This window comes from Pseudomonas sp. P106(2024), from assembly GCF_057480815.1.
This window is the reverse complement of record NZ_JBLIYU010000007.1, coordinates 59,250-79,238: the sequence shown is the minus strand read 5'-3', so window position 1 is coordinate 79,238 and position 19,989 is coordinate 59,250. Positions and strand designations below refer to the sequence as shown.

The window sequence follows — 19,989 nt, the reverse complement described above, 5'->3', positions numbered from 1 at the left end:
CGCCGCCGGGGCCTCTTGCACAAGGTCCGGCGGCTGTTGTTGTTCTACTTCACCCGGGTGGTGGCGAAGTTGTTGTTGGTCAGTGGGTTGATCACATAGCCTTCGACGTTCGCGCGCATGGCGGTGAACATTTTCGGGTGGGCCATGCTGATCCACGGCTGGTCTTCATCGTACACCGCCAAAGCCTCGTTATAGAGCTTGGCGCGCTCGTCGTTGTCGATCACTTCGCGGGCGCGGGTGATCAGGTCCTGGAATTTCTGGTTGCACCAGCGCGCGTAGTTCTCGCCACTCTTGGCCGCATCGCAGCTGAGCATCGGCGTGAGGAAGTTGTCCGGGTCGCCGTTGTCGCCGGCCCAGCCCGCCGACACCAGGTCGGCCTCGCCCTTCTTGGCGCGACGCAGCATTTCGGCCCATTCCATCACGCGGATGTCGAGCTTGATGCCGATCTTGGCCAGGTCGGATTGAAGCATTTCGGCCGACAGACGCGGGTTGGGGTTGGTCGGGCCGCCGCCGTTGCGGGTGAACAGGGTGATCACCGTGCCTTCCGGCACACCAGCCTCCTTGAGCAGGGCACGGGCCTTGTCGAGGTCGTGGGGCGGGTTCTTGTTGTCGGTGTTGTAGCCGATCATGGTCGGCGGGTACGGGTTGACCCCCGGTAGCGCGTTGCCCTTGCCGAACAGCTGGTCGACGTGGGTCTGGCGGTCGAAGGCCATGTTGATCGCCTTGCGCACGCGCACGTCGCTCAGGTACTTGTGCTGGGTGTTCATCGAGATGTAGCCGGTGACCAGCGCCTCGATCTCGGCAACCTTGAGTTTTGGATCGGTCTTGATCCCCGGCACGTCGTCAGGCTTGGGGTACAGGGCGATCTGGCACTCGTTGGCACGCAACTTTTGCAGGCGCACGTTACTGTCGGTGGCGATGGCGAAGATCAGCCCGTCGGCTGGCGGCTTGCCGCGGAAGTAGTCCGGGTTGGCCTTGTAGCGAACCTGGGCGTCCTTGCTGTAGCGCTGGAACACGAACGGGCCGGTGCCGATCGGCTTGCTGTTGAGATCGCCGGTCTTGCCGGCCTTGAGCAACTGGTCGCCGTACTCGGCGGAGTAGATCGAGGTGAAGGCCATGGCCAGGTCGCGCAGGAAGGGTGCTTCCGGGCGGGTCAGGGTAATCACCACGGTGTGGTCGTCGGTCTTTTCGACCGACTTGAGCAGGTCCTTGAAGGCCATGCTCTCGAAATAGGGGTAGCCGACGCTGGTCTTGTCGTGCCATGGGTGGTCTTTCTTCAACTGGCGGTTCAGGCTCCACAGCACGTCATCGGCGTTGAAGTCGCGGGTGGGGGTGAAGTAGTCGGTGGTGTGGAACTTGACGCCTTCGCGCAGGTGGAAGGTATAGACCAGCCCGTCGGGGCTGACGTCCCAGCTGGTGGCCAGGGCCGGCTGGATCTCGGTGGTGCCGGGCTTGAAGTCGACCAGGCGGTTGAAGATGGCCTCGGCCGTGGCGTCGGCGGTCACGGCGGTGGTGTACTGGACGATGTCGAAGCCTTCCGGGCTGGCTTCGGTGCACACCACCAGCGGCTTGGCCGCCAGATTCGATGCGGCGCCCAGGATGACGGCTGCCAAGGCAGCACGTAGCGGTAGCATTTTCATGGAACCTCCCTGCAGTGCTAGTTCCAGCGTAGCCGCCACGGCCCGTGGGGAGTCGGGCCGTGGCGCCAACGGTCAGAGGATGTTGAACGGAATGGTGGTCACGACGCGGAGCTCGTCGAGGCTGCCGTCGGCCTGGGCCTTGCTGGCACGGTGGGCGGTATAGGTGGCGCGGATGGTGGTGTCCTTCAGCATGCCGCTTTGCACCGCGTAGCTGGTGCCGATGCCCCACTCGTAGTGGTTTTCGCCGTCCTGGCCACGGACGTCATAGGCGGTGCCCTTGTAGTGGGTGCCGTCGATGCCCCAGCCGCGGGCGTTGTAGACGTTGAACTTCAGGCCCGGCACGCCATACGGCGCCATGTTCAGCACATAGCTGATCTGCAGGGACTTTTCGTTCGGACCGTTGAAGTCCGACAGCAGGGAGTTGGCCAGGTAGATGCCGTTGGTTTCGTGCAGGTAGTCGAAGTATTCGTTGCCGTTGACCTGCTGCCAGGAGGCGCTGAGGGTATGGGCCTGGTGGGTCAGGCCAAACGACAGGCTGTAGGTGTCGTTGTCGATCTCGCCCATCTTCTTGCTGCCTTCGTCCACGGTCTTGTAGTAGTTCAGACCGGTGGTCAGGCTCAGCACCGCGCTGTCGCCCAGCACGTGGTTGGCGCCGAAGTAGTACTGGTTCCAGAAGTCCTCGACCTTGGTGGCGTAGAGGCTGGTGGTCAGGCTCTTGAGCGGCTGGTAGTTGAGGCCGACGGTGCTGGCGCGGTCGGTTTCCCTGCCGTTGCCGTATTCGCTGCGGAACTTGCTCAGGCTCTGCTCGGTACGCGGCGAGACGCGGTCGAAGGTACCCACGTCGAACGACAGGTTCTCGAACTCGGCGCTATGCAGGAACGCACCCTGGAAGCTCGACGGCAATGCGCGGTTGCCGATATAGGCGATCATCGGCGTGTCGACCGACTGGCGGCCCACGGTCAGCGTGGTGTTGGAGATGCGGGCCTTGACATTGCCCAGGCCCATCTTGCTCCACTGGCCGATCGGGTCGCCGTCGCTGTGGGTCAGCGTACGGTTGTTCGGGCCGGCCACGGCGGCGCGGCCCTGCTCGAGGGCGATGGCGTTGTAGGCCGCGGCCTCGACGGCGAAGCCCACGGTGCCTTCGGTGAAGCCCGAGCTGTAGTTGAGGATGGTGCCCTGCACCCAGTTGTCACGGCTGTGGGTGTCGTGGCGGGTGCCGTCACCCTTGGTGTACTTCCACAGCGGCGCACGGGTGGCGCGTTCGCGGGCATACCAGTTGCGGGTGCTGCCGGACAGGCTCTGGCCATCGATGAAGCCTTTGGCTTCGGCCTGCTCACTGCTGGACTTGAGCGCGAACGGCACGAAGTCCTGGCTCACGGGTTCGGCCTGGGCGAGGGCGCAGAAGGCGCCGACGGACAAGGCCAGTGCGGTGGTTGTGGTACGAATCAACATGAAAGCTCCCTGATATTTTTTTAGTTATCACCCGACCTTGTGAGCCGGGCTTGTCACGGTGACGCGGTACTGCAGTGTCTGCCTTGGGGTTGCCAGGCAAATCCGGGCTGCACGCGGGCGTGGGAGTGGGTTGCACTCCCACGCCCGCGTGAAGGGTCAATCGATGCTGACGCCGGAGAAAACGTTGCGTCCGAAGGGGCTGACCTTGAAGTCTTTCACGCTGATGCTCAGCGGCTGGTTGACCGTGGAGTGCGCGACCGGAGTGATCGGCACTTGTTGCTTGAGGCGTTGCTGGGCTTGTTCGTAGAGGCTGGTGCGCTGGTCGCGGTCGGTGACCTGCTTGGCTTTCTTGACCAGGGCGTCGTACTGCGGGTCGCACCACAGCGAGTAGTTGTTGCTGCCGATGGCGTCGCAACTGAACAGCGTGCCCAGCCAGTTGTCCGGGTCGCCGTTGTCGCCGGTCCAGCCGATCAGGGCGATGTCGTGTTCGCCGTTCTTCATGCGCTTGAGGTATTCACCCCACTCGTAGCTGACGATGCGCACCTTGAAGCCGAGCTTGCTCCAGTCGGCCTGGAGCATTTCGGCCATCAGCTTGGCATTGGGGTTGTAGGGGCGCTGCACCGGCATGGCCCACAGGGTGATCTCGGTACCTTCCTTGACCCCGGCCTGCTTGAGCAACTGCTTGGCTTTGTCCGGATCGAAGGGCGCGTCCTTGATCGATTTGTCGTAGGACCACTGGGTCGGCGGCATGGCGTTCGACGCGGCCTGGCCGGCGTCCTGGTAGACCGCCTCGATGATGGCTTTCTTGTTCACCGCCATGTCCATGGCTTGGCGCACCTCCAGCCGGTCGAACGGCGGGTGCTGGGTGTTGTAGGCGATGTAGCCGAGGTTGAAGCCGGGCTGGGTCATCACCTGCAACTGGCCGTCCTGCTTGAGCGCTGGCAGGTCGGCCGGACGTGGGTGCAGGGTGATCTGGCACTCGTTGCGGCGCAGCTTCTGGATGCGCACCGAAGGGTCGACGTTGATCGAGAACACCAGGTTGTCGAGCTTCACCCGGTCCGGTGCCCAATAGTCCTTGTTGCCCTTGAAGCGGATCTGCGAATCCTTCTGGTAGCGCTGGAACACGAACGGGCCGGTGCCGATCGGCTTCTGGTTGATGTCGCTGGCCTTGCCGCCGGCCAGCAGGTGCTCGGCGTACTCGGCGGAGAGGATCGAGGCGAAGGCCATGGCGATGTTCTGCAGGAAGGCGGCATCGACCTTGTTGAGGGTGAAGACCACGGTCAGCGGGTCGGTCTTCTCGACCTTGGCGATGTTCTTGTCCAGGCCCATGCTGATGAAGTACGGGAACTCGGTGGGGTAGGCCTGGCGGAAGGGGTGGCTCTTGTCGAGCATGCGGTTGAAGGTGAACAGCACGTCGTCGGCGTTGAAGTCGCGGGAGGGCTTGAAGTCCTTGTTGGCATGGAACTTCACCCCGGGGCGCAGGTGAAAGGTGTACTTCAGGCCGTAGTCGGACACTTGCCAGTCAGTCGCCAGGCCCGGCTGCACGGCGGTGCCGCCACGCTCGAACTCGACCAGGCGGTTGTAGATCGGTTCGGCGGCGTCGTTGTCGGTGGCCGCGGTGTACTGGGCGGTGTCGAAGCCCGCCGGGCTGCCCTCTGAGCAGAACACCAGGTTGTTGGCGAAGCTCAGCGGGGCCTGGCTCAGCAGGCCGAGGGCAAGCAGGGTGGAACACAGTGTGGTCAGGCGCATGGCAGATCCTTTGTCCGTCTTTTTCGGGCCGCGACAGGCAAAACGCGGCTGCAACATCCCGGTCCTGACGATAGGTGCGCCAGAATGTGGGAGCCAGGGCTTCGCTACTGATTTGGGAGTGGGAGCGTTCCGGCGAGCGTGAGGGAATTGCCCTACGTATCGCCCGGTCGTGTCATCGTCCCGCCGGAAAAACCGGCAGGACGATCACGGCCGTTACTTGTCTACGCTGACCCCGTAGAAGGAATTCAGGCCGAAGGGGCTGATCTTGAAGTCCTTCACTTTCGCGCTCATGGGCTGATACACGGTGGAGTGGGCGATGGGGGTCATCGGCACCTGCTCCTTGAGGATGTGTTGCGCCTGCTTGTAGAGCTCGGTGCGCTTGGCCTGATCGGAGGTCGCCTTGGCTTGCTTGATCAGGTCGTCGTAGGGCTTGTAGCACCACTTGGAGAAGTTGTTGCCGTCCATGGCGTCGCAGCCGAACAGGGTGCCCAGCCAGTTGTCCGGGTCACCATTGTCGCCGCTCCAGCCGATCAGCATGGCGCCCTGCTCGCCAGCCTTGGAGCGTTTGATGTACTCACCCCACTCGTAGCTGACGATCTTGGCGTTGATACCGATCTTCTTCCAGTCGGACTGGAGCATTTCGGCCATCAGCTTGGCGTTGGGGTTGTAGGGGCGTTGCACCGGCATGGCCCACAGGGTGATCTCGGTACCTTCCTTGATGCCGGCTTCCTTGAGCAGTTGCTTGGCCTTCTCTGGGTCGTATGCGGCGTCCTTGATGGTGTCGTCATAGGACCACTGGGTCGGCGGCATGGCGTTGACCGCCAGCTGGCCGGCACCCTGATACACCGACTCGATGATCTGCTGCTTGTTGACCGCCATGTCCAGCGCCTGGCGGACCTTGAGTTGGGACAGGGGGTTCGCTTCGTTGCTGCCCTTGACCTTGTCCATCACGTTGTAGGCGATGTAGCCGAGGTTGAAGCCAGCCTGGTGGGGCATCTGCAGGTTCTTGTCCGCCTTCAGCGGCTCGATGTCGGCCGGCCGTGGGAACAGCGTCACCTGGCACTCGTTCTTCTTCAGTTTTTGCATGCGCACCGAGGCGTCAGTGCTGATGGCGAAGATCAGGTTGTCGATCTTCACTTCCTCGGGATTCCAGTAGTCCTTGTTGCCCTTGAAGCGGATCTGCGCGTCCTTCTGGTATTTGCTGAACACGAACGGGCCGGTGCCGATGGGCTTCTGGTTGATGTCGGCGGGTTTGCCCTGCTTGAGCAACTGGTCAGCGTACTCGGCTGACTGGATCGAGGCGAAGTGCATGGCCATGTTCTGGATGAACGCGGCGTCGACCTGGGCGAGGGTGAACTTCACCGTGTGATCGTCGATCTTCTCCACCTTGGCAATGTTCTTGTCCATGCCCATGTCGGTGAAGTAAGGGAACTCGGTGGGGTAGGCCTTGCGGAACGGCTGGTTCTTGTCGAGCATGCGTTCGAAGGTGAACAGCACGTCATCGGCGTTGAATTCGCGGGTGGGCTTGAAATATTCGGTGGTATGGAACTTCACGCCTTCGCGCAGGTGGAAGGTGTAGGTCTTGCCATCGTCGGAAACCTCCCACTTGGTGGCCAGGCCCGGAATCACCGCGGTGCCGCCTCGCTCGAATTGAGTCAGGCGGTTGAAGATGGTTTCGGCGGAGGCGTCAAAGTCAGTTCCGGTGGTGTACTGCCCGGGGTCGAAACCGGCTGGGCTGCCTTCGGAGCAGAACACCAGGTTGGATGCGGCGAGGGCAGAAGGAGCGCCGGCTAGCAAGCCTGCGCCTAACAGGAACGGAATGACTGCGTGTTTGAGCATGGTGGCCTCATTGTTGTCATTTTTCGAATTGAGGCGGCCTCGTGAGCCGACCTGCGGATACTTATGCAGGGGGTGTTCCCAATGCAACACTCAGCAGGATGGTTGGCGCCAAAATTGTGGTACGGACGTACATGGATGTCGCATCCATATAACTTTGGCGAATGTTGATCGTTTGCGTGGGTGAAAAGGGCGAAAATTTCAGGATGTTTCGCACTTTATGCGACAAGCAGATGCACCCGTTTGGTGCGTAGGAAAGGTCTGAAACCGTTGTCCGAGACGTTCTGCACGCCTCGAACATCCGGTTGGGTGGGTCAAGGGACCTGAACTTCGATCAGGCCATCGGCGCTCATGCTGACTTCGCTGGTGCCGGCTTCGATATCCGGTGCCGGCGCAGCCTCGTCGGCGGCGCCCTTGGCCATCATCGCCATCGGCGCGCTGCGCAGGTACGGACGCGGGTAGCCGCTGCTGTTGAGGTTCAGGCTGACCACCTTGTAGCCTTTGCCGCCCAAGGCCTCGGTGGCCAACTGAGCGCGTGCCTTGAAGGCGGCGACGGCATCCTTGAGCAGCTCGTCCTCGTTGCTCTTACGCGTGGCCGGGGCGATGGAGAAGTCCATGCCGCCCATTTTCAGGTCCTGCAGCAGCTCGCCAGTGAGCTTGGACAGGGCCGGGAAGTCGGCTCCCTCCAGGCGCAGCTCGGCGCGCTCGCGCCAGCCGGTGATCTTCTGGCCCTTGGTGTCGTAGATCGGGTAGCTGTTGCGGCTGCCCTGGCTGATCTTCACATCCTTGACCTGGCGGGCCTGCTGCACGGCCTTGTTCATGGTCTCGGTGATCTCCTTGGCGAGCTTGCCCGGGTCGGTGTTCTGGGCTTCGCTGTACAGCGTCACGACCATCAGGTCGCGCGCCACTTCCTTGCTGACTTCGGCGCGCAGCGACACCTGGTTGTAGCGCGGCTCGTCGGCCGCCAGGGCCGGCAGGTTGGCGAGCATGCCGCAGGACAGGGCAACAGCGGCGGCGCCGCGACGGGAAATGTGCATGTGGAGCTCCTTGGCAAGGTAAGGCGTGGATGAGGACATCCGTTCCACGCATGGCCGATCAGACCGGCAACAGTGTAGTGGGTTCAAAAATGCCATCATGAGTCTGTGACAAAGTGTGGCGCTTTGCCGCATCGCTGCAGCGAGGCGCCCGGCTTCGGTATACTCCAGCCGATTTTCCTGGAGCACTCATTGGGAGAGCTCATGCTCGCCGTCGCACAACCGTTGTCCGCTACACGCCAGAACCTCTGGCGCCTGACCTTTATTCGCATTCTCGTGCTGGCGGCCCAGGCCGGCTCCGTGGGCGTTGCCTACTGGACCGAGCTGCTGCCGTTGCCGTGGTTCTCGCTGGCGGTGACGCTGGCCCTGTCATCGCTGCTCTGTGCGTTCACCGCCCTGCGCCTGCGCCTGTCGCTGCCGGTCACCGAGCTCGAATACGCGCTGCAGCTGGCCTGCGACCTGCTGATCCACAGTGCGCTGCTTTACTACTCGGGCGGTTCGACCAACCCCTTCGTCTCCTATTATCTGGTACCGCTGGCGATCGCCGCGGTCACGCTGCCGTGGCTCTACTCGTTGGTGCTTTCGGGCATCGCCCTGGTGGCCTACAGCCTGCTGCTGGTGCAGTACTACCCGCTGGAAACGCTGCCGCTGGCCAGGGACACCATGCAGGTCTATGGCATGTGGCTGAGCATCGCCCTGGCCGCCGGGGTGATCACCTTCTTCGCCGCGCGCATGGCCGAGGAGCTGCGCCGCCAGGAGAACCTGCGCGCCGAACGCCGTGAAGAAAGCCTGCGCGACGAGCAACTGCTGGCCGTGGCCACCCAGGCCGCCGGCGCCGCCCATGAGCTGGGCACGCCGCTGGCGACCATGAGCGTGCTGCTCAACGAGATGCGCCAGGATCATGCCGATCCTCTGCTGCAGGAGGACCTGCAGATCCTCCAGGACCAGGTCAAGCTGTGCAAGGAGACCCTGCAGCAACTGGTGCGCGCCGCCGAGGCCAACCGGCGCCTGGCGATCGTCGAGCAGGATGTCACCGCCTGGCTCGACGAGGCACTCAACCGCTGGCACCTGATGCGCCCGGAGGCCAGCTACCGCTTCCAGCGCCTGCGCGATGGCGTGGTGCCGCGGCTGACACCGCCGCCGGACCTGACCCAGGCGCTGCTGAACCTGTTGAACAACGCCGCCGATGCCTGCCCGGATGACCTGGAAGTGCGCCTGGACTGGAACGCCCAGGACATCGTCATCAGCATCCGCGACCATGGCCCGGGCGTACCGCCGGCCATCGCCGAAGCCATCGGCAAACCCTTCATTACCACCAAGGGCAAAGGCTTTGGCCTGGGCCTGTTCTTGAGCAAGGCCAGCGTGACGCGTGCGGGCGGTTCGGTGAAACTCTATAGTCATGAGCAGGGTGGCACCCTGACCGAATTGCGCCTGCCCCATGGCAAGCGAGGAGATGCATGATGAGCGAAGAAAACCAGGTTGAAGGCGAAGAGCTGCCGCACCTGCTGCTGGTGGACGACGACGCCACCTTTACCCGAGTGATGGCGCGAGCCATGGCCCGTCGCGGGTTCCGCGTGAGCACCGCGGGTTCTGCTGAAGAGGGCTTGAAGCTGGCTGAGCAGGACCTGCCGGACTACGCCACGCTGGACCTGAAGATGGAAGGCGACTCGGGCCTGGTGCTGCTGCCCAAGCTGCTGGAGCTGGACCCGGAGATGCGCGTGGTGATCCTGACCGGCTACTCGAGCATCGCCACGGCGGTCGAGGCGGTCAAGCGCGGGGCCTGCAACTACCTGTGCAAGCCGGCGGACGCCGACGATGTACTGGCGGCGCTGCTCTCGGAGCACACCGACCTGGACACCCTAGTGCCGGAAAACCCGATGTCGGTGGATCGCCTGCAGTGGGAGCATATCCAGCGGGTGCTGAGCGAACACGAAGGCAACATCTCCGCCACGGCGCGGGCGCTGGGGATGCACCGGCGCACGCTGCAGCGCAAGTTGCAGAAGCGCCCGGTACGGCGCTGAAGTCCACTGGGGACGCTGCGCGCCCCATCGCCGGCAAGCCGGCTCCCACAAGGATCACCGATGCCCTGTGGAAGTCGGCTTGCCGGCGAAAGGGCCACGTAGTGGCCCCCAGCGTTTTGTCAGGCTTTCCCTCCCGAGCGGTCAACCCGCACCGCCAGCTGCCCAGCCCCCGATGGCGCCTCGAACGCCACCTGTCCCCCCGCCGGCACTTTCGCCCGGCCAATCACCTTGCCGGCACGCAGCAACTCCAGCGGCATGCCCTCCATCGACTGGCCCGAAGCCAGTTCCAGTTTGACCTTGATATTCATCGGTGACCTCCTTGTCACGCGTTGCGATCGATATAGAGCGTGGTCTTGCCGTCCAGGCTGGCAATCAGTTCCGGTGAACCGCCGCGGAACTGGCGGAACAGGTTGCGCCCGCGTTGCTTGCCGTCCGCCGGCACTTGCACGCTCGGGTGGAACTGGTCGGTCAACTCGACATAGGTACTCCACGGGCCGATGTACGACTCATTGAGCTGGTCGGTGACGCTGAAGGCGTAGCGCACCGCGTTGCCCCGTTGCCAGTTCAGGCCATCGGGCTCGCGGCGCTCCCAGCCGGTGATCGCTGGCGAGGTGCCCGGGGCATCGATGAAGCCGGTGGGCTTGTTCGGCTTGTAGTCCTTAAGCAGCAGGTAGGTGCTCCAGCCCCACCAGTCGCCGATGCGGGTGCGATCGTTGAGGTCGTTGACATCCTTGCGCCGCAGTACGGTCTTGCCGTCTTGGAAGTACAGCGGGGCGAAGTTGCCGGGCACCAGGTCCTGCTCGGCGGCCCGCAGGTCGGGCGCCAGGCGCAGCGCCGCGAAGTCCTTCGCCGCCGGCGCGCGGCCTTCGGCGAAGGCCTGGAACACCTCGTCGGCCGACCGTTGCACGGCGCGGCCCACCTGGCGACGGTTGGCCACATCGACGCTGTCGAAGTAGCGCTTGTCGCCGTAGGCGCGCCATTGCTCGTTTTCGGCATTGCGCACGGCCAGGCCGTACTTGCTGTCCTCGTCATGCATGAAGCGCGAGATCAGCGAGCCGACGTCACTCGGCGTGACGGTATTGGCCAGGGCCTTGCGCGGCACCCGCAGGTGGCCGGCGGAGAACAGGTCGGTGAGGAAGTGGTCGGCGAAGGCGTTCATCGCATAGGCCAGTTGCAGGTCGCGCTCCTCGCCGCTGGCGCGGGCTTTGAGCGCCTGCTGCAGGGCGGCGGCGTGGCCGGCCTGGTAGGCCGCCAGCGCCCAGGGGCCGAAGTGGTCCCAGTTGCTGGCGGCCAGTTTCAGGTAGCGGCCCAGGGGGAACAGGTCGGAGGCGAAGCTGCCGCCCCCGGTGATGCGGTTCCAGCGCGCCGACAGGCTGTCACCCAGCGCGTCATAGGCCTCGTGGGGCTGACGGCCGTCCTTGATAGCCTGGTTGGCGGCACCGATTTCTTCCTGCATGACCGCAAGGATCTGTTCGGCTTCCGCCTTGGCCGCTGGCAGGCGCGCCAGGGAGTCGAAGGCCTGGGTGAAGCGCTCGACCCGTTCGGCGTCGTTGACGCCATCGGCGATCGGGCGCTCGGGCAAACCGTAGAAGTCGCCGCCCAAGGCAATCACCTGGCCATAGGTCAGGCTCAGGCCGTTGGGCAACGGCAGCGGCGACTGATGGGCGGGGATACCCGGTTGACCCGCTTCAAAGCGCAGCAGGGTGTTGTCGCCGATGGCGGTGTGTTCGCCGCCTTCGAAGAACAGCTCCGGCCCGCGCCGTGCGGATGGGCCGCGTGCCGGTGGCGGCGCAAGGCGGTGATACTTGACGGTGTGGTGGCCATGCATGACCAACATCAGATGGCTGTCGGGGCCGGGCAGGGCGACGCCCTGTTCCTCGAACAACTGCTCGAGGTCGGCGACCACCAGCGTTGCCTGGGCCTTCGCGGCGACAGGCAGAGTGTGCATTCCTGACATGATTTGCTCCTTGCAATGTCTGGATCGTCCATTTTTATACTGTATACATATACAGTAATTCTTACTATATTCAGGAAAATTCCTACGTCAAGATCTCTTTGTGCGGGCATCTGGCTACTGTGGCGGGCGCAACTCCCCGGCACTCACGTATGATTGCGCCCCTGACGGTAATTCCCGGGAACACGTTGCATGCTTGCCCTTCTTATCCAGACACTGAACATCACGGCCCCTGTGTTCGCCATGCTGTTCATGGGCGTGCTGCTCAAGCGCATCCGCTTGATCGACGACAACTTCAACCGGGTCGCCTCGAAGCTGGTGTTCAACGTGTGCATGCCGGCGTTGCTGTTCCTCGGCATCTACCATGCCGACCTGGCGTCTGCGGTGAAGCCTGGGGTGATCCTCTACTTCGTGGTTGCGACGCTGGCGTGTTTCGGCCTGGCCTGGGGCTTGGCGATCTGGCGCTGTCCGCGGGCGGACCGGGGCGTCTACACGCAGGGCGCATTTCGCGGCAACAACGGCGTGATCGGCCTGGCACTGGCGGCCAGCCTGTATGGCGACTACGGTATATCCCTCGGCGCGCTGCTGGCCGGGCTGGTGATCCTGCTGTACAACTCGCTGTCGACGGTGGTCCTGGCGGTGTACAGCCCGGACCTGAAGTCCGACCCGTGGAGCATCTGCAAGAGCATCCTCAGCAACCCGTTGATCATCAGCGTGCTGCTGGCCACGCCCATGGCCTATGGTCAGGTGCCGCTGCCCAACTGGCTGCTGACCTCGGGGGACTACCTGGCACAGATGACCTTGCCGCTGGCGTTGATCTGCATCGGCGGCACCCTGTCACTGACGGCGCTGCGCGACAGTGGCCGGTTGGCCATCGATGTCAGCCTGGTGAAGATGGTCTGGCTGCCGGTGCTGGGAACGCTTGGCGCCTGGTTGTGCGGTTTTCGCGGTGCCGAGCTTGGCATCCTGTTCCTCTACATCGGCAGCCCCACCGCGGCGGCCAGTTATGTGATGGCGCGGGAAGCCAACGGCAACCATGAGCTGGCGGCGTCGATCATCGTGATCACCACGCTGATGGCCGCCGTCACCACGAACATCGGGATTTTCTTCTTGCAATGGGGTGGATGGATCTAGTCCATTGCAAGCAAAACCAATAACACTGCCTCACCTAAAGGACACTTCATGCAAGACCAGAGCACGCCCGAGCGCTTGCAGCGCGGGCTGAAGAATCGCCATATCCAGCTGATCGCGCTGGGCGGGGCCATCGGCACCGGGCTGTTCCTGGGCATCGCCCAGACCATCCAGCTGGCCGGCCCGTCGGTGTTGCTGGGCTACGCCATTGCCGGCCTGATGGCCTTCCTGATCATGCGCCAGCTGGGCGAGATGGTGGTCGAGGAGCCGGTCGCCGGCAGCTTCAGCCACTTTGCCCACCAGTACTGGAGCGAGTTCGCCGGTTTCGTCTCGGGCTGGAACTACTGGGTGGTCTACGTGTTGGTCGGCATGGCCGAACTCACCGCGGTGGGCATCTACGTGCAGTACTGGTGGCCGGACTTCCCCACCTGGGCTACGGCGGCGATCTTCTTCGTGGTGATCAACGCCATCAACCTGACTCAGGTGAAGGTATACGGCGAAATGGAGTTCTGGTTCGCCCTGGTCAAGGTGGTGGCGATCGTCAGCATGATCGGTTTCGGTGCCTGGCTGCTGACCAGTGGCCACGGCGGACCGGATGCCAGCGTCGCCAATCTGTGGCAGTACGGTGGCTTCTTCCCCAATGGCGTCACCGGGCTGATCATGGCGCTGGCGGTGATCATGTTCTCGTTCGGTGGCCTGGAGCTGGTGGGTATCACCGCCGCCGAGGCGGCCAACCCGCGTGAGAGCATTCCGAAGGCCACCAACCAGGTGGTCTATCGCATCCTGATCTTCTACATCGGCGCGCTGGCCGTGCTGCTGTCGCTGTATCCGTGGCAGAAGGTGGTGCAGGGCGGCAGTCCGTTCGTGATGATCTTCCACGAGCTGGACAGCGACCTGGTGGCGACGATCCTCAACGTCGTGGTGCTGACCGCCGCGCTGTCGGTCTACAACAGCTGCGTGTACGCCAACAGTCGCATGCTGTTCGGCCTGGCCACGCAGGGTGACGCGCCGCGCCAACTGCTCAAGGTCAGCCGTCGTGGCGTGCCGCTCACCGCGCTGGGCGTGTCGGCCTTCGCCACCGGCCTGTGCGTGGTAATCAACTACCTGATGCCGGGTGAGGCCTTCGGCCTGCTCATGGCTTTGGCGGTGTCGGCGTTGGTGATCAACTGGGCGAGCATCAGTATCACCCACTTGAAATTCCGCAAGGCCAAGCTGGCGGCAGGTATCCAGCCGTTCTACCGTAGCCTGGGGCATCCGCTGACCAACTACCTGTGCCTGGCGTTCATCGTGCTGATCCTGGTGGTGATGTACCTGACGCCGCCGATTCGTATTTCGGTGATGTTGATTCCGGCGTGGATTGCTGTGTTGTGGGTAGCGTTCCGGATCAAGAAGGCGCGGCAGGCCTGATTTTATCTAGTTCGGTTTCGGGATGCTTATGGTGTCCTGAAACCGAGCAGGCTTGGATGACGTAAAATCGTCATTCAAGTCTGTTTTCAATCTTTCGGTTGCCATCACAGGCAGTCAAAATATTGCCAACTGTCTAATCTCCAAATTCGCATCATTTGATCTTGATCTTGCTTCTAAATGCGCGATAGTTCAGGCGACGCCAATTGCGACTTCAGGAGGCCGAACGCAGGCCTCCTGAAGTCGCGAAGGTACGGGCGGCGCCTGGACTGGCGCAGCTGTCGCTAGTGGACGGGGTGGTTAATCTTCTGATCGCCAAGCTGTATGGATCACCCACATGGGTTACACAGTAGTTCACCCACATAGGTAACAGTCACGAGGCCAGGGCGCCCGCCCTTAATCGCTAGAACTCGCCTGATAGCTATCAATTACTTCCTGCGCCGCCCGAAACGCATCAATCGCCGCCGGCACCCCGGCATACACCGCGCAATGCAGCAGCGCCTCGCGGATCTCCTCAACGGTGCAACCGTTGTTAAGCGCCCCGCGTACGTGCCCCTTGAGCTCCTGCGGGCACTTGAGCGCGGTCAGGGCCGCCAGGGTGATCAGGCTGCGGGTCTTCAGCGGCAACCCGTCACGGGCCCAGACACCCCCCCAGGCATGCTCGTTGACGAAGTCCTGCAGCGGTTGAGTGAACGCAGTCGCGTTGCCCAGGGCGCGATCGACGAAGGCATCGCCCATCACCTGGCGGCGAATGCCTTCGCCGGTCTGTTTCGTGTCAGCCATGTTGTTTTCCTTAGTGTTGGCGGCGCCAGGCGCGGGCCGTGGTGTACAGCAGCACGACCCCGAGCACGGGCATCACATAGAACAGCATCAGTCGTTCAAGGCGTCCGGCCAGCGGCATGCCAGTGGTGAAGGCCACCACATGCAGGCCGTAGACCAGGTACAGGCAAAGGAACACCAGGCCTTCGGCGCGGGTGACCCGGTAGCCGGAATAGAACACCGGCAGGGACAGGGCGGCGACGCCGAGCATTACCGGCAGGTCGAAGTCCAGGGCGTTGGGTGAGATCGACAAGGGCTCGGGGGTGATCACCGCCGTGAGCCCCAGCACCGCCAGCAGGTTGAACAGGTTGCTGCCGATCACCGTGCCCACGGCGATCTCCCGTTCGCCACGCAGGGCCGCGATCAGCGCGGCGGCCAGCTCCGGCAGCGAGGTGCATACGGCCACCACGGTCAGGCCGATGATGCGTTCGGACAGGCCCAGGTCGGTGGCCACCTCCACCACCGCCTCGAGCAACAGGTGGCCAGCCAGGCTCAGAAGGACCAGGCCCACGACGATCTGCAACACCGCAGCGCTCCAGAAGCGCAGCGGGCTGGCATGCAGGGTGCTCGGCGCGGGGTAGGTGCGGGCGTAGTGGCGCGACTGATGCCAGAGCATGGCCAGGTAAGCCAGCAGGCCGAGCAGCAGCAGGCCACCTTCCAGGCGCCCCAGCTGGCCGTTGAGCGCGAGCAGGTACACCAGGGCGCTGGCCAGGATCATCAGCGGGATGTCCAGGCGCACCAGTTGGCGCGACACGCGCAGCGGAATGATCAACGCCGCCAGGCCGAGAATCACTAGCACGTTGAAGATGTTGCTGCCCACGACACTGCCCACCGCCACGTCCGGTGCGCCCTGGTAGGCGGCCTGCAGGCTCACGGTCAGCTGTGGCGCGGTGCTGCCGAAGGCCACCAGGCTCAGGCCGATGATCAGCGGGCGCACATGCAGGCGACCGGCCAGGCGCAGGGCGGCGCGCACCAGCAGTTCGGCGCCGATGATCAGCAGCACGAGGCCCAGGCCCAGTTGCAGCAGGCTGAAGGCGGGAAGGGTGGCCAGGTCGAAAATGGCGAGGGCTCCAGTCAGGTCAATCGCTCAGACCTTGTACCCGGACTCGCGCGGTTCCGCTACGGAGCATGCCGATTTTTTCTGCGGCGGCGCGTGACAGGTCGATCAGCCGGCCTCGGGTATGCGGGCCGCGGTCGTTGATGCGCACCACGACGCTGCGCTGGTTGGACAGGTTGGTGACCAGCACCTGGCTGCCGAAGGGCAGGCTGCGGTGGGCGGCGGTGAGACCGTGCTGGTTGAAGGGTTCGCCGCTGGCGGTGCGTTTGCCGTGGTGGCGGGCGCCGTAGTAGGAGGCGGTGCCGGTCTGGTCGTAACCGCGAGGGTCGATGTCATGGCTGGCGCAGCCGGCCAGGAGCGAGAAGAGGGTGAGGGAGGTGATGGCGCGTCTTAGCAAGTCGGATGCTCCGCTGTTGCCGCTGATCATCGCGGGGCAAGCCCGCTCCCACTGGCGTGGGAGCGGGCTTGCCCCGCGATCGGGATCACCCTTCGAGCTTGGCCTTGAGCAATTGGTTCACTTGCCCCGGGTTGGCCTTGCCTTTCGAGGCTTTCATCGCCTGGCCGACGAAGAAACCGAACATCTTGCCGCGCTTGGCCTCGTCGGCGGCGCGGTACTGTTCGACCTGTTCGGCATTGGCGGCGAGCATCTCGTCGAGCATCTTGTCGATCGCGCCGGTGTCGGTGACCTGCTTGAGACCTTTGCTTGCGATGATGCCGTCGGCATCGCCTTCACCGGCGGCCATGGCCTCGAACACGGTCTTGGCGATCTTGCCGCTGATGGTGTTGTCGCGAATGCGCAGCAGCATACCGCCGAGGTGCTCGGCGCTGACCGGCGACTGGTCGATCTCGACGCCCAGCTTGTTCAGCAGGCTGCCCAGTTCGACCATGACCCAGTTGGCGGCCAGCTTGGCGTCGCCGCCAATCTTCACCACTTGCTCGAAGTAGTCGGCCTGCTCGCGGCTGGAGGCCAGCACGTTGGCGTCGTAGGCCGACAGACCGTACTGGCTCTGGAAGCGCTCGACCTTCTGCGGCGGCAGCTCCGGCAGGGCGGCGCGCACGCTGTCGAGGAAGCTCGGCTCGATGACCACCGGCAGCAGGTCCGGGTCGGGGAAGTAACGGTAGTCGTTGGCTTCCTCCTTGCTGCGCATGGAACGGGTCTCGTCCTTGTTCGGGTCGTACAGGCGGGTTTCCTGCACCACCTTGCCGCCGTCCTCGATCAGGTCGATCTGGCGCTGGATCTCGCTGTTGATCGCCCGCTCGATGAAGCGGAACGAGTTGACGTTCTTGATCTCGCAGCGGGTGCCGAACTCGGTCTGGCCTTTCGGGCGGATCGAGACGTTGCAGTCGCAGCGCAGCGAGCCTTCGGCCATGTTGCCGTCGCAGATGCCCAAGTAGCGCACCAGGGCGTGGATGGCCTTGACGTAGGCCACCGCCTCTTTGGCGCTGCGCATGTCCGGCTCGGAGACGATTTCCAGCAGCGGGGTGCCGGCGCGGTTCAGGTCAATGCCGGTGGCGCCGTTGAAGTCTTCGTGCAGGCTCTTGCCGGCGTCTTCTTCAAGGTGCGCGCGGGTCACGCCGATGCGCTTGATGGTGCCGTCTTCCAGGGCGATGTCCAGGTGGCCCTTGCCGACGATCGGCAGGTCCATCTGGCTGATCTGGTAGCCCTTGGGCAGGTCGGGGTAGAAGTAGTTCTTGCGCGCGAACACGTTGCGCGGGCCGATCTCGGCATTGATCGCCAGGCCGAACATGCACGCCATGCGCACGGCTTCCTGGTTGAGCACCGGCAGCACGCCGGGCATGCCCAGGTCGACCAGGCTGGCCTGGGTGTTCGGCTCGGAGCCGAAGGTGGTGGCGCTGCCGGAGAAGATCTTCGACTGGGTGGCGAGCTGGGTATGAATCTCCAGCCCGATCACAACTTCCCATTGCATGTGTGAACTCCTCAGAAGCCGTTGGGGGCGCGGGTGTGCCAGTCGGTGACTTGCTGGTAACGGTGCGCGATATTGAGCAGGCGGCCTTCCTGGAAGTACGGGGCCAGCAGTTGCACGCCCACCGGCAGGCCGTCGACGAAGCCGGCCGGCATCGACAGGCCCGGCAGGCCCGCCAGGTTGGCGGTGATGGTGTAGAGGTCTTCAAGGTACTCGGCGACCGGGTCGCCGGCCTTGGCGCCGATCTTCCACGCCGGGTTCGGCGTGGTCGGGCCGATGATCACGTCGACTTCTTCGAAGGCGCTCATGAAGTCGTTCTTGATCAGGCGGCGGACCTGCTGCGCCTTGACGTAGTAGGCGTCGTAGTAGCCGGCCGACAGGGCGTAGGTACCGACCATGATGCGCCGCTGCACTTCGGCGCCGAAGCCTTCGCCACGGGATCGCTTGTACAGGTCGGTGAGGTCCTTGGGGGCCTCGCAGCGGTAGCCGAAGCGCACGCCGTCGAAACGCGACAGGTTGGAGGAGGCTTCCGCCGGGGCGATCACGTAGTACGCCGGGATGGCGTGCTGCATGTTCGGCAGGCTGATTTCCTTGACCACCGCGCCGAGCTTCTCCAGCTCCTTGACGCTGGCCTGGACCAGGTCGGCGATGCGCGGGTCGAGGCCGGCGCCGAAGTATTCCTTCGGCAGGCCGATGCGCAGGCCTTGCAGCGAGGCGTTCAGGTTGGCGCTGAAGTCCGGCACCGGCTCGTCGACCGAGGTCGAGTCCTTGGCGTCGAAGCCGGCCATGCCTTGCAGCAGCAGGGCGCAGTCCTCGGCGGTGCGGGCCAGCGGGCCGCCCTGGTCGAGGCTCGAGGCGTAGGCGATCATGCCCCAGCGCGACACGCGGCCGTAGGTCGGCTTCAGGCCGGTGAGGTTGGTCAGCGCCGCCGGCTGGCGGATCGAGCCGCCGGTGTCGGTGCCAGTGGTGGCCGGCAGCAGGCGCGCGGCCACGGCGGCGGCCGAGCCGCCGGACGAGCCGCCCGGCACGTGCTCGAGGTTCCACGGGTTCTTCACCGCGCCGTAGTGGCTGGACTCGTTGGCCGAGCCCATGGCGAATTCGTCCATGTTGGTCTTGCCCAGGGTGACCATGCCAGCCTCGGCCAGCTTGGCGACCACGGTGGCGTCATACGGGGCGGTGAAGTTGTCGAGCATCTTCGAGCCGCAACTGGTACGCACGCCGTTGGTGCAGAACAGGTCTTTGTGGGCGATCGGCGCGCCGAGCAGCGCACCGGTTTCACCGGCGGCGCGACGGGCGTCGGCGGCGCGCGCCTGCTCCAGGGCGTGGGTCTCGGTGACGGTGATGAAGCTGTTGAGCTGCGGGTCGAGCTGCTTGATACGCGACAGCAGGGCGCCGGTCAGTTCTTGCGAGGAGAACGACTTGTCGGCGAGGCCACGGGCGATCTCGGCCAGAGTGAGTTGATGCATGGCAGGCGCTATCCCTTAATCGATGACTTTCGGAACCAGGTACAGACCGTTCTCGGTCGACGGAGCGACGGCCTGGTAGCGGTCGCGCTGGTTGCTTTCGGTGACCTGGTCGGGACGCAGGCGCTGGGTGGTCTCCAGCGGGTGGGCGAGGGGTTCCACGCCGGTGGTGTCGACGGCTTGCATCTGGTCGACCAGCCCGAGAATACTGTTCAAGGCATCGGTGGTGCGTGGCAATTCGCCTTCATTCAGGCCCAGGCGGGCCAGATGGGCGATCTTTTCCACGTCGGAGCGTTGAAGCGCCATGGGGATCTCCAGGAAAACGACAGACGGAATGAGTCCGCAAATGAGGAACATGCTGGGATTCTGGCGGTCAAAGGGCCGCGATCATCGGCAGGCATGCTCGGAAAAACAGCCAATTTAACATATTGGCTCCTTGCCCAAAATCCCTGCCATTGTTAGAGTTTGCCGCACTTTTTTACCCACGCTTTCCCCAGGGTCACT

Annotated in this window: 17 protein-coding genes; 4 read left to right on the top strand and 13 right to left on the bottom strand. The window is 63.9% G+C overall.

Annotated features, from left to right (window positions below):
- Window positions 1-44: 44 nt before the first annotated feature.
- The 5 genes from AC25M7_RS13660 to AC25M7_RS13640 all read right to left on the bottom strand — a co-directional run bounded on the left by AC25M7_RS13660 (window position 45) and on the right by AC25M7_RS13640 (window position 7,714).
- A complete protein-coding gene (locus tag AC25M7_RS13660) occupies window positions 45-1,640 on the bottom strand; it encodes an ABC transporter substrate-binding protein (RefSeq protein WP_028689624.1) in 1,596 nt (531 codons plus the stop codon).
- Window positions 1,641-1,712: 72 nt separating this feature from the next.
- A complete protein-coding gene (locus AC25M7_RS13655) occupies window positions 1,713-3,092 on the bottom strand; it encodes an OprD family porin (protein WP_036985906.1) in 1,380 nt (459 codons plus the stop codon).
- Window positions 3,093-3,248: 156 nt separating this feature from the next.
- Window positions 3,249-4,841: an ABC transporter substrate-binding protein gene (locus AC25M7_RS13650; protein ID WP_486971144.1), complete on the bottom strand. Its 1,593-nt coding sequence runs from the start codon at window positions 4,839-4,841 to the stop codon at window positions 3,249-3,251.
- Window positions 4,842-5,054: 213 nt separating this feature from the next.
- Entirely contained in the window at window positions 5,055-6,680 is a 1,626-nt protein-coding gene (locus AC25M7_RS13645) for an ABC transporter substrate-binding protein (RefSeq protein WP_062364524.1), read from the bottom strand.
- A gap of 311 nt (window positions 6,681-6,991) precedes the next feature.
- On the bottom strand, window positions 6,992-7,714 hold the full coding sequence (locus tag AC25M7_RS13640) for an SIMPL domain-containing protein (RefSeq protein WP_207851170.1): 723 nt from the start codon (window positions 7,712-7,714) through the stop codon (window positions 6,992-6,994).
- Window positions 7,715-7,915: 201 nt separating this feature from the next.
- Here AC25M7_RS13640 and AC25M7_RS13635 point away from each other — a divergent pair, with 201 nt between their 5' ends.
- Window positions 7,916-9,172, top strand: coding sequence for an ATP-binding protein (locus AC25M7_RS13635; RefSeq protein WP_182322507.1), 1,257 nt, complete (start codon window positions 7,916-7,918; stop codon window positions 9,170-9,172).
- Window positions 9,172-9,732, top strand: coding sequence for a response regulator transcription factor (locus tag AC25M7_RS13630; protein WP_028689629.1), 561 nt, complete (start codon window positions 9,172-9,174; stop codon window positions 9,730-9,732). The genes AC25M7_RS13635 and AC25M7_RS13630 overlap by 1 nt, the downstream gene beginning before the upstream one ends.
- Before the next feature lie 119 nt (window positions 9,733-9,851).
- Here the strand turns inward: AC25M7_RS13630 and AC25M7_RS13625 are convergent, their stop codons facing one another.
- Both AC25M7_RS13625 and AC25M7_RS13620 read right to left on the bottom strand, forming a co-directional pair.
- Entirely contained in the window at window positions 9,852-10,040 is a 189-nt protein-coding gene (locus AC25M7_RS13625) for a hypothetical protein (RefSeq protein WP_062364522.1), read from the bottom strand.
- 14 nt (window positions 10,041-10,054) lie between these two features.
- A complete protein-coding gene (locus AC25M7_RS13620) occupies window positions 10,055-11,689 on the bottom strand; it encodes a phospholipase (protein WP_486971143.1) in 1,635 nt (544 codons plus the stop codon).
- 189 nt (window positions 11,690-11,878) lie between these two features.
- On the opposite strand from AC25M7_RS13620, the gene AC25M7_RS13615 reads away from it, so the two are divergent.
- On the top strand, window positions 11,879-12,820 hold the full coding sequence (locus tag AC25M7_RS13615; protein WP_028689632.1) for an AEC family transporter: 942 nt from the start codon (window positions 11,879-11,881) through the stop codon (window positions 12,818-12,820).
- A 48-nt stretch (window positions 12,821-12,868) separates the two neighbouring features.
- Window positions 12,869-14,224: an amino acid permease gene (locus tag AC25M7_RS13610; protein WP_028689633.1), complete on the top strand. Its 1,356-nt coding sequence runs from the start codon at window positions 12,869-12,871 to the stop codon at window positions 14,222-14,224.
- Between the two features lie 393 nt (window positions 14,225-14,617).
- Here AC25M7_RS13610 and AC25M7_RS13605 read toward each other — a convergent pair whose 3' ends face one another.
- The 6 genes from AC25M7_RS13605 to gatC all read right to left on the bottom strand — a co-directional run bounded on the left by AC25M7_RS13605 (window position 14,618) and on the right by gatC (window position 19,791).
- A complete protein-coding gene (locus AC25M7_RS13605) occupies window positions 14,618-15,004 on the bottom strand; it encodes a carboxymuconolactone decarboxylase family protein (protein WP_486971142.1) in 387 nt (128 codons plus the stop codon).
- A gap of 10 nt (window positions 15,005-15,014) precedes the next feature.
- The gene (locus tag AC25M7_RS13600) at window positions 15,015-16,058 is read right to left on the bottom strand and encodes a calcium/sodium antiporter (RefSeq protein ID WP_062364517.1); all 1,044 of its coding nucleotides are present in this window, start codon (window positions 16,056-16,058) and stop codon (window positions 15,015-15,017) included.
- A gap of 61 nt (window positions 16,059-16,119) precedes the next feature.
- Window positions 16,120-16,524 carry a septal ring lytic transglycosylase RlpA family protein gene (locus AC25M7_RS13595; RefSeq protein ID WP_428480923.1) on the bottom strand — a complete coding sequence of 135 codons (405 nt, stop codon included), beginning with the start codon at window positions 16,522-16,524 and terminating at the stop codon, window positions 16,120-16,122.
- Window positions 16,525-16,579: 55 nt separating this feature from the next.
- Window positions 16,580-18,025 carry an Asp-tRNA(Asn)/Glu-tRNA(Gln) amidotransferase subunit GatB gene (gatB, locus tag AC25M7_RS13590; RefSeq protein WP_028689637.1) on the bottom strand — a complete coding sequence of 482 codons (1,446 nt, stop codon included), beginning with the start codon at window positions 18,023-18,025 and terminating at the stop codon, window positions 16,580-16,582.
- Window positions 18,026-18,036: 11 nt separating this feature from the next.
- Window positions 18,037-19,488 carry an Asp-tRNA(Asn)/Glu-tRNA(Gln) amidotransferase subunit GatA gene (gene gatA, locus AC25M7_RS13585; RefSeq protein WP_232853557.1) on the bottom strand — a complete coding sequence of 484 codons (1,452 nt, stop codon included), beginning with the start codon at window positions 19,486-19,488 and terminating at the stop codon, window positions 18,037-18,039.
- 15 nt (window positions 19,489-19,503) lie between these two features.
- Entirely contained in the window at window positions 19,504-19,791 is a 288-nt protein-coding gene (gene gatC, locus AC25M7_RS13580; protein WP_028689639.1) for an Asp-tRNA(Asn)/Glu-tRNA(Gln) amidotransferase subunit GatC, read from the bottom strand.
- Between the last annotated feature and the right edge of the window lie 198 nt (window positions 19,792-19,989).

Bases quoted from the DNA above. Each gene is read 5' to 3' on its own strand.
- AC25M7_RS13660 (WP_028689624.1), bottom strand. From the start codon at position 1,640: ATGAAAATGCTACCGCTACGTGCTGCCTTGGCAGCCGTCATCCTGGGC.
- AC25M7_RS13655 (WP_036985906.1), bottom strand. From the start codon at position 3,092: ATGTTGATTCGTACCACAACCACCGCACTGGCCTTGTCCGTCGGCGCC.
- AC25M7_RS13650 (WP_486971144.1), bottom strand. From the start codon at position 4,841: ATGCGCCTGACCACACTGTGTTCCACCCTGCTTGCCCTCGGCCTGCTG.
- AC25M7_RS13645 (WP_062364524.1), bottom strand. From the start codon at position 6,680: ATGCTCAAACACGCAGTCATTCCGTTCCTGTTAGGCGCAGGCTTGCTA.
- AC25M7_RS13640 (WP_207851170.1), bottom strand. From the start codon at position 7,714: ATGCACATTTCCCGTCGCGGCGCCGCCGCTGTTGCCCTGTCCTGCGGC.
- AC25M7_RS13635 (WP_182322507.1), top strand. From the start codon at position 7,916: ATGCTCGCCGTCGCACAACCGTTGTCCGCTACACGCCAGAACCTCTGG.
- AC25M7_RS13630 (WP_028689629.1), top strand. From the start codon at position 9,172: ATGAGCGAAGAAAACCAGGTTGAAGGCGAAGAGCTGCCGCACCTGCTG.
- AC25M7_RS13625 (WP_062364522.1), bottom strand. From the start codon at position 10,040: ATGAATATCAAGGTCAAACTGGAACTGGCTTCGGGCCAGTCGATGGAG.
- AC25M7_RS13620 (WP_486971143.1), bottom strand. From the start codon at position 11,689: ATGTCAGGAATGCACACTCTGCCTGTCGCCGCGAAGGCCCAGGCAACG.
- AC25M7_RS13615 (WP_028689632.1), top strand. From the start codon at position 11,879: ATGCTTGCCCTTCTTATCCAGACACTGAACATCACGGCCCCTGTGTTC.
- AC25M7_RS13610 (WP_028689633.1), top strand. From the start codon at position 12,869: ATGCAAGACCAGAGCACGCCCGAGCGCTTGCAGCGCGGGCTGAAGAAT.
- AC25M7_RS13605 (WP_486971142.1), bottom strand. From the start codon at position 15,004: ATGGCTGACACGAAACAGACCGGCGAAGGCATTCGCCGCCAGGTGATG.
- AC25M7_RS13595 (WP_428480923.1), bottom strand. From the start codon at position 16,524: ATGATCAGCGGCAACAGCGGAGCATCCGACTTGCTAAGACGCGCCATC.
- gatB (WP_028689637.1), bottom strand. From the start codon at position 18,025: ATGCAATGGGAAGTTGTGATCGGGCTGGAGATTCATACCCAGCTCGCC.
- gatA (WP_232853557.1), bottom strand. From the start codon at position 19,488: ATGCATCAACTCACTCTGGCCGAGATCGCCCGTGGCCTCGCCGACAAG.
- gatC (WP_028689639.1), bottom strand. From the start codon at position 19,791: ATGGCGCTTCAACGCTCCGACGTGGAAAAGATCGCCCATCTGGCCCGC.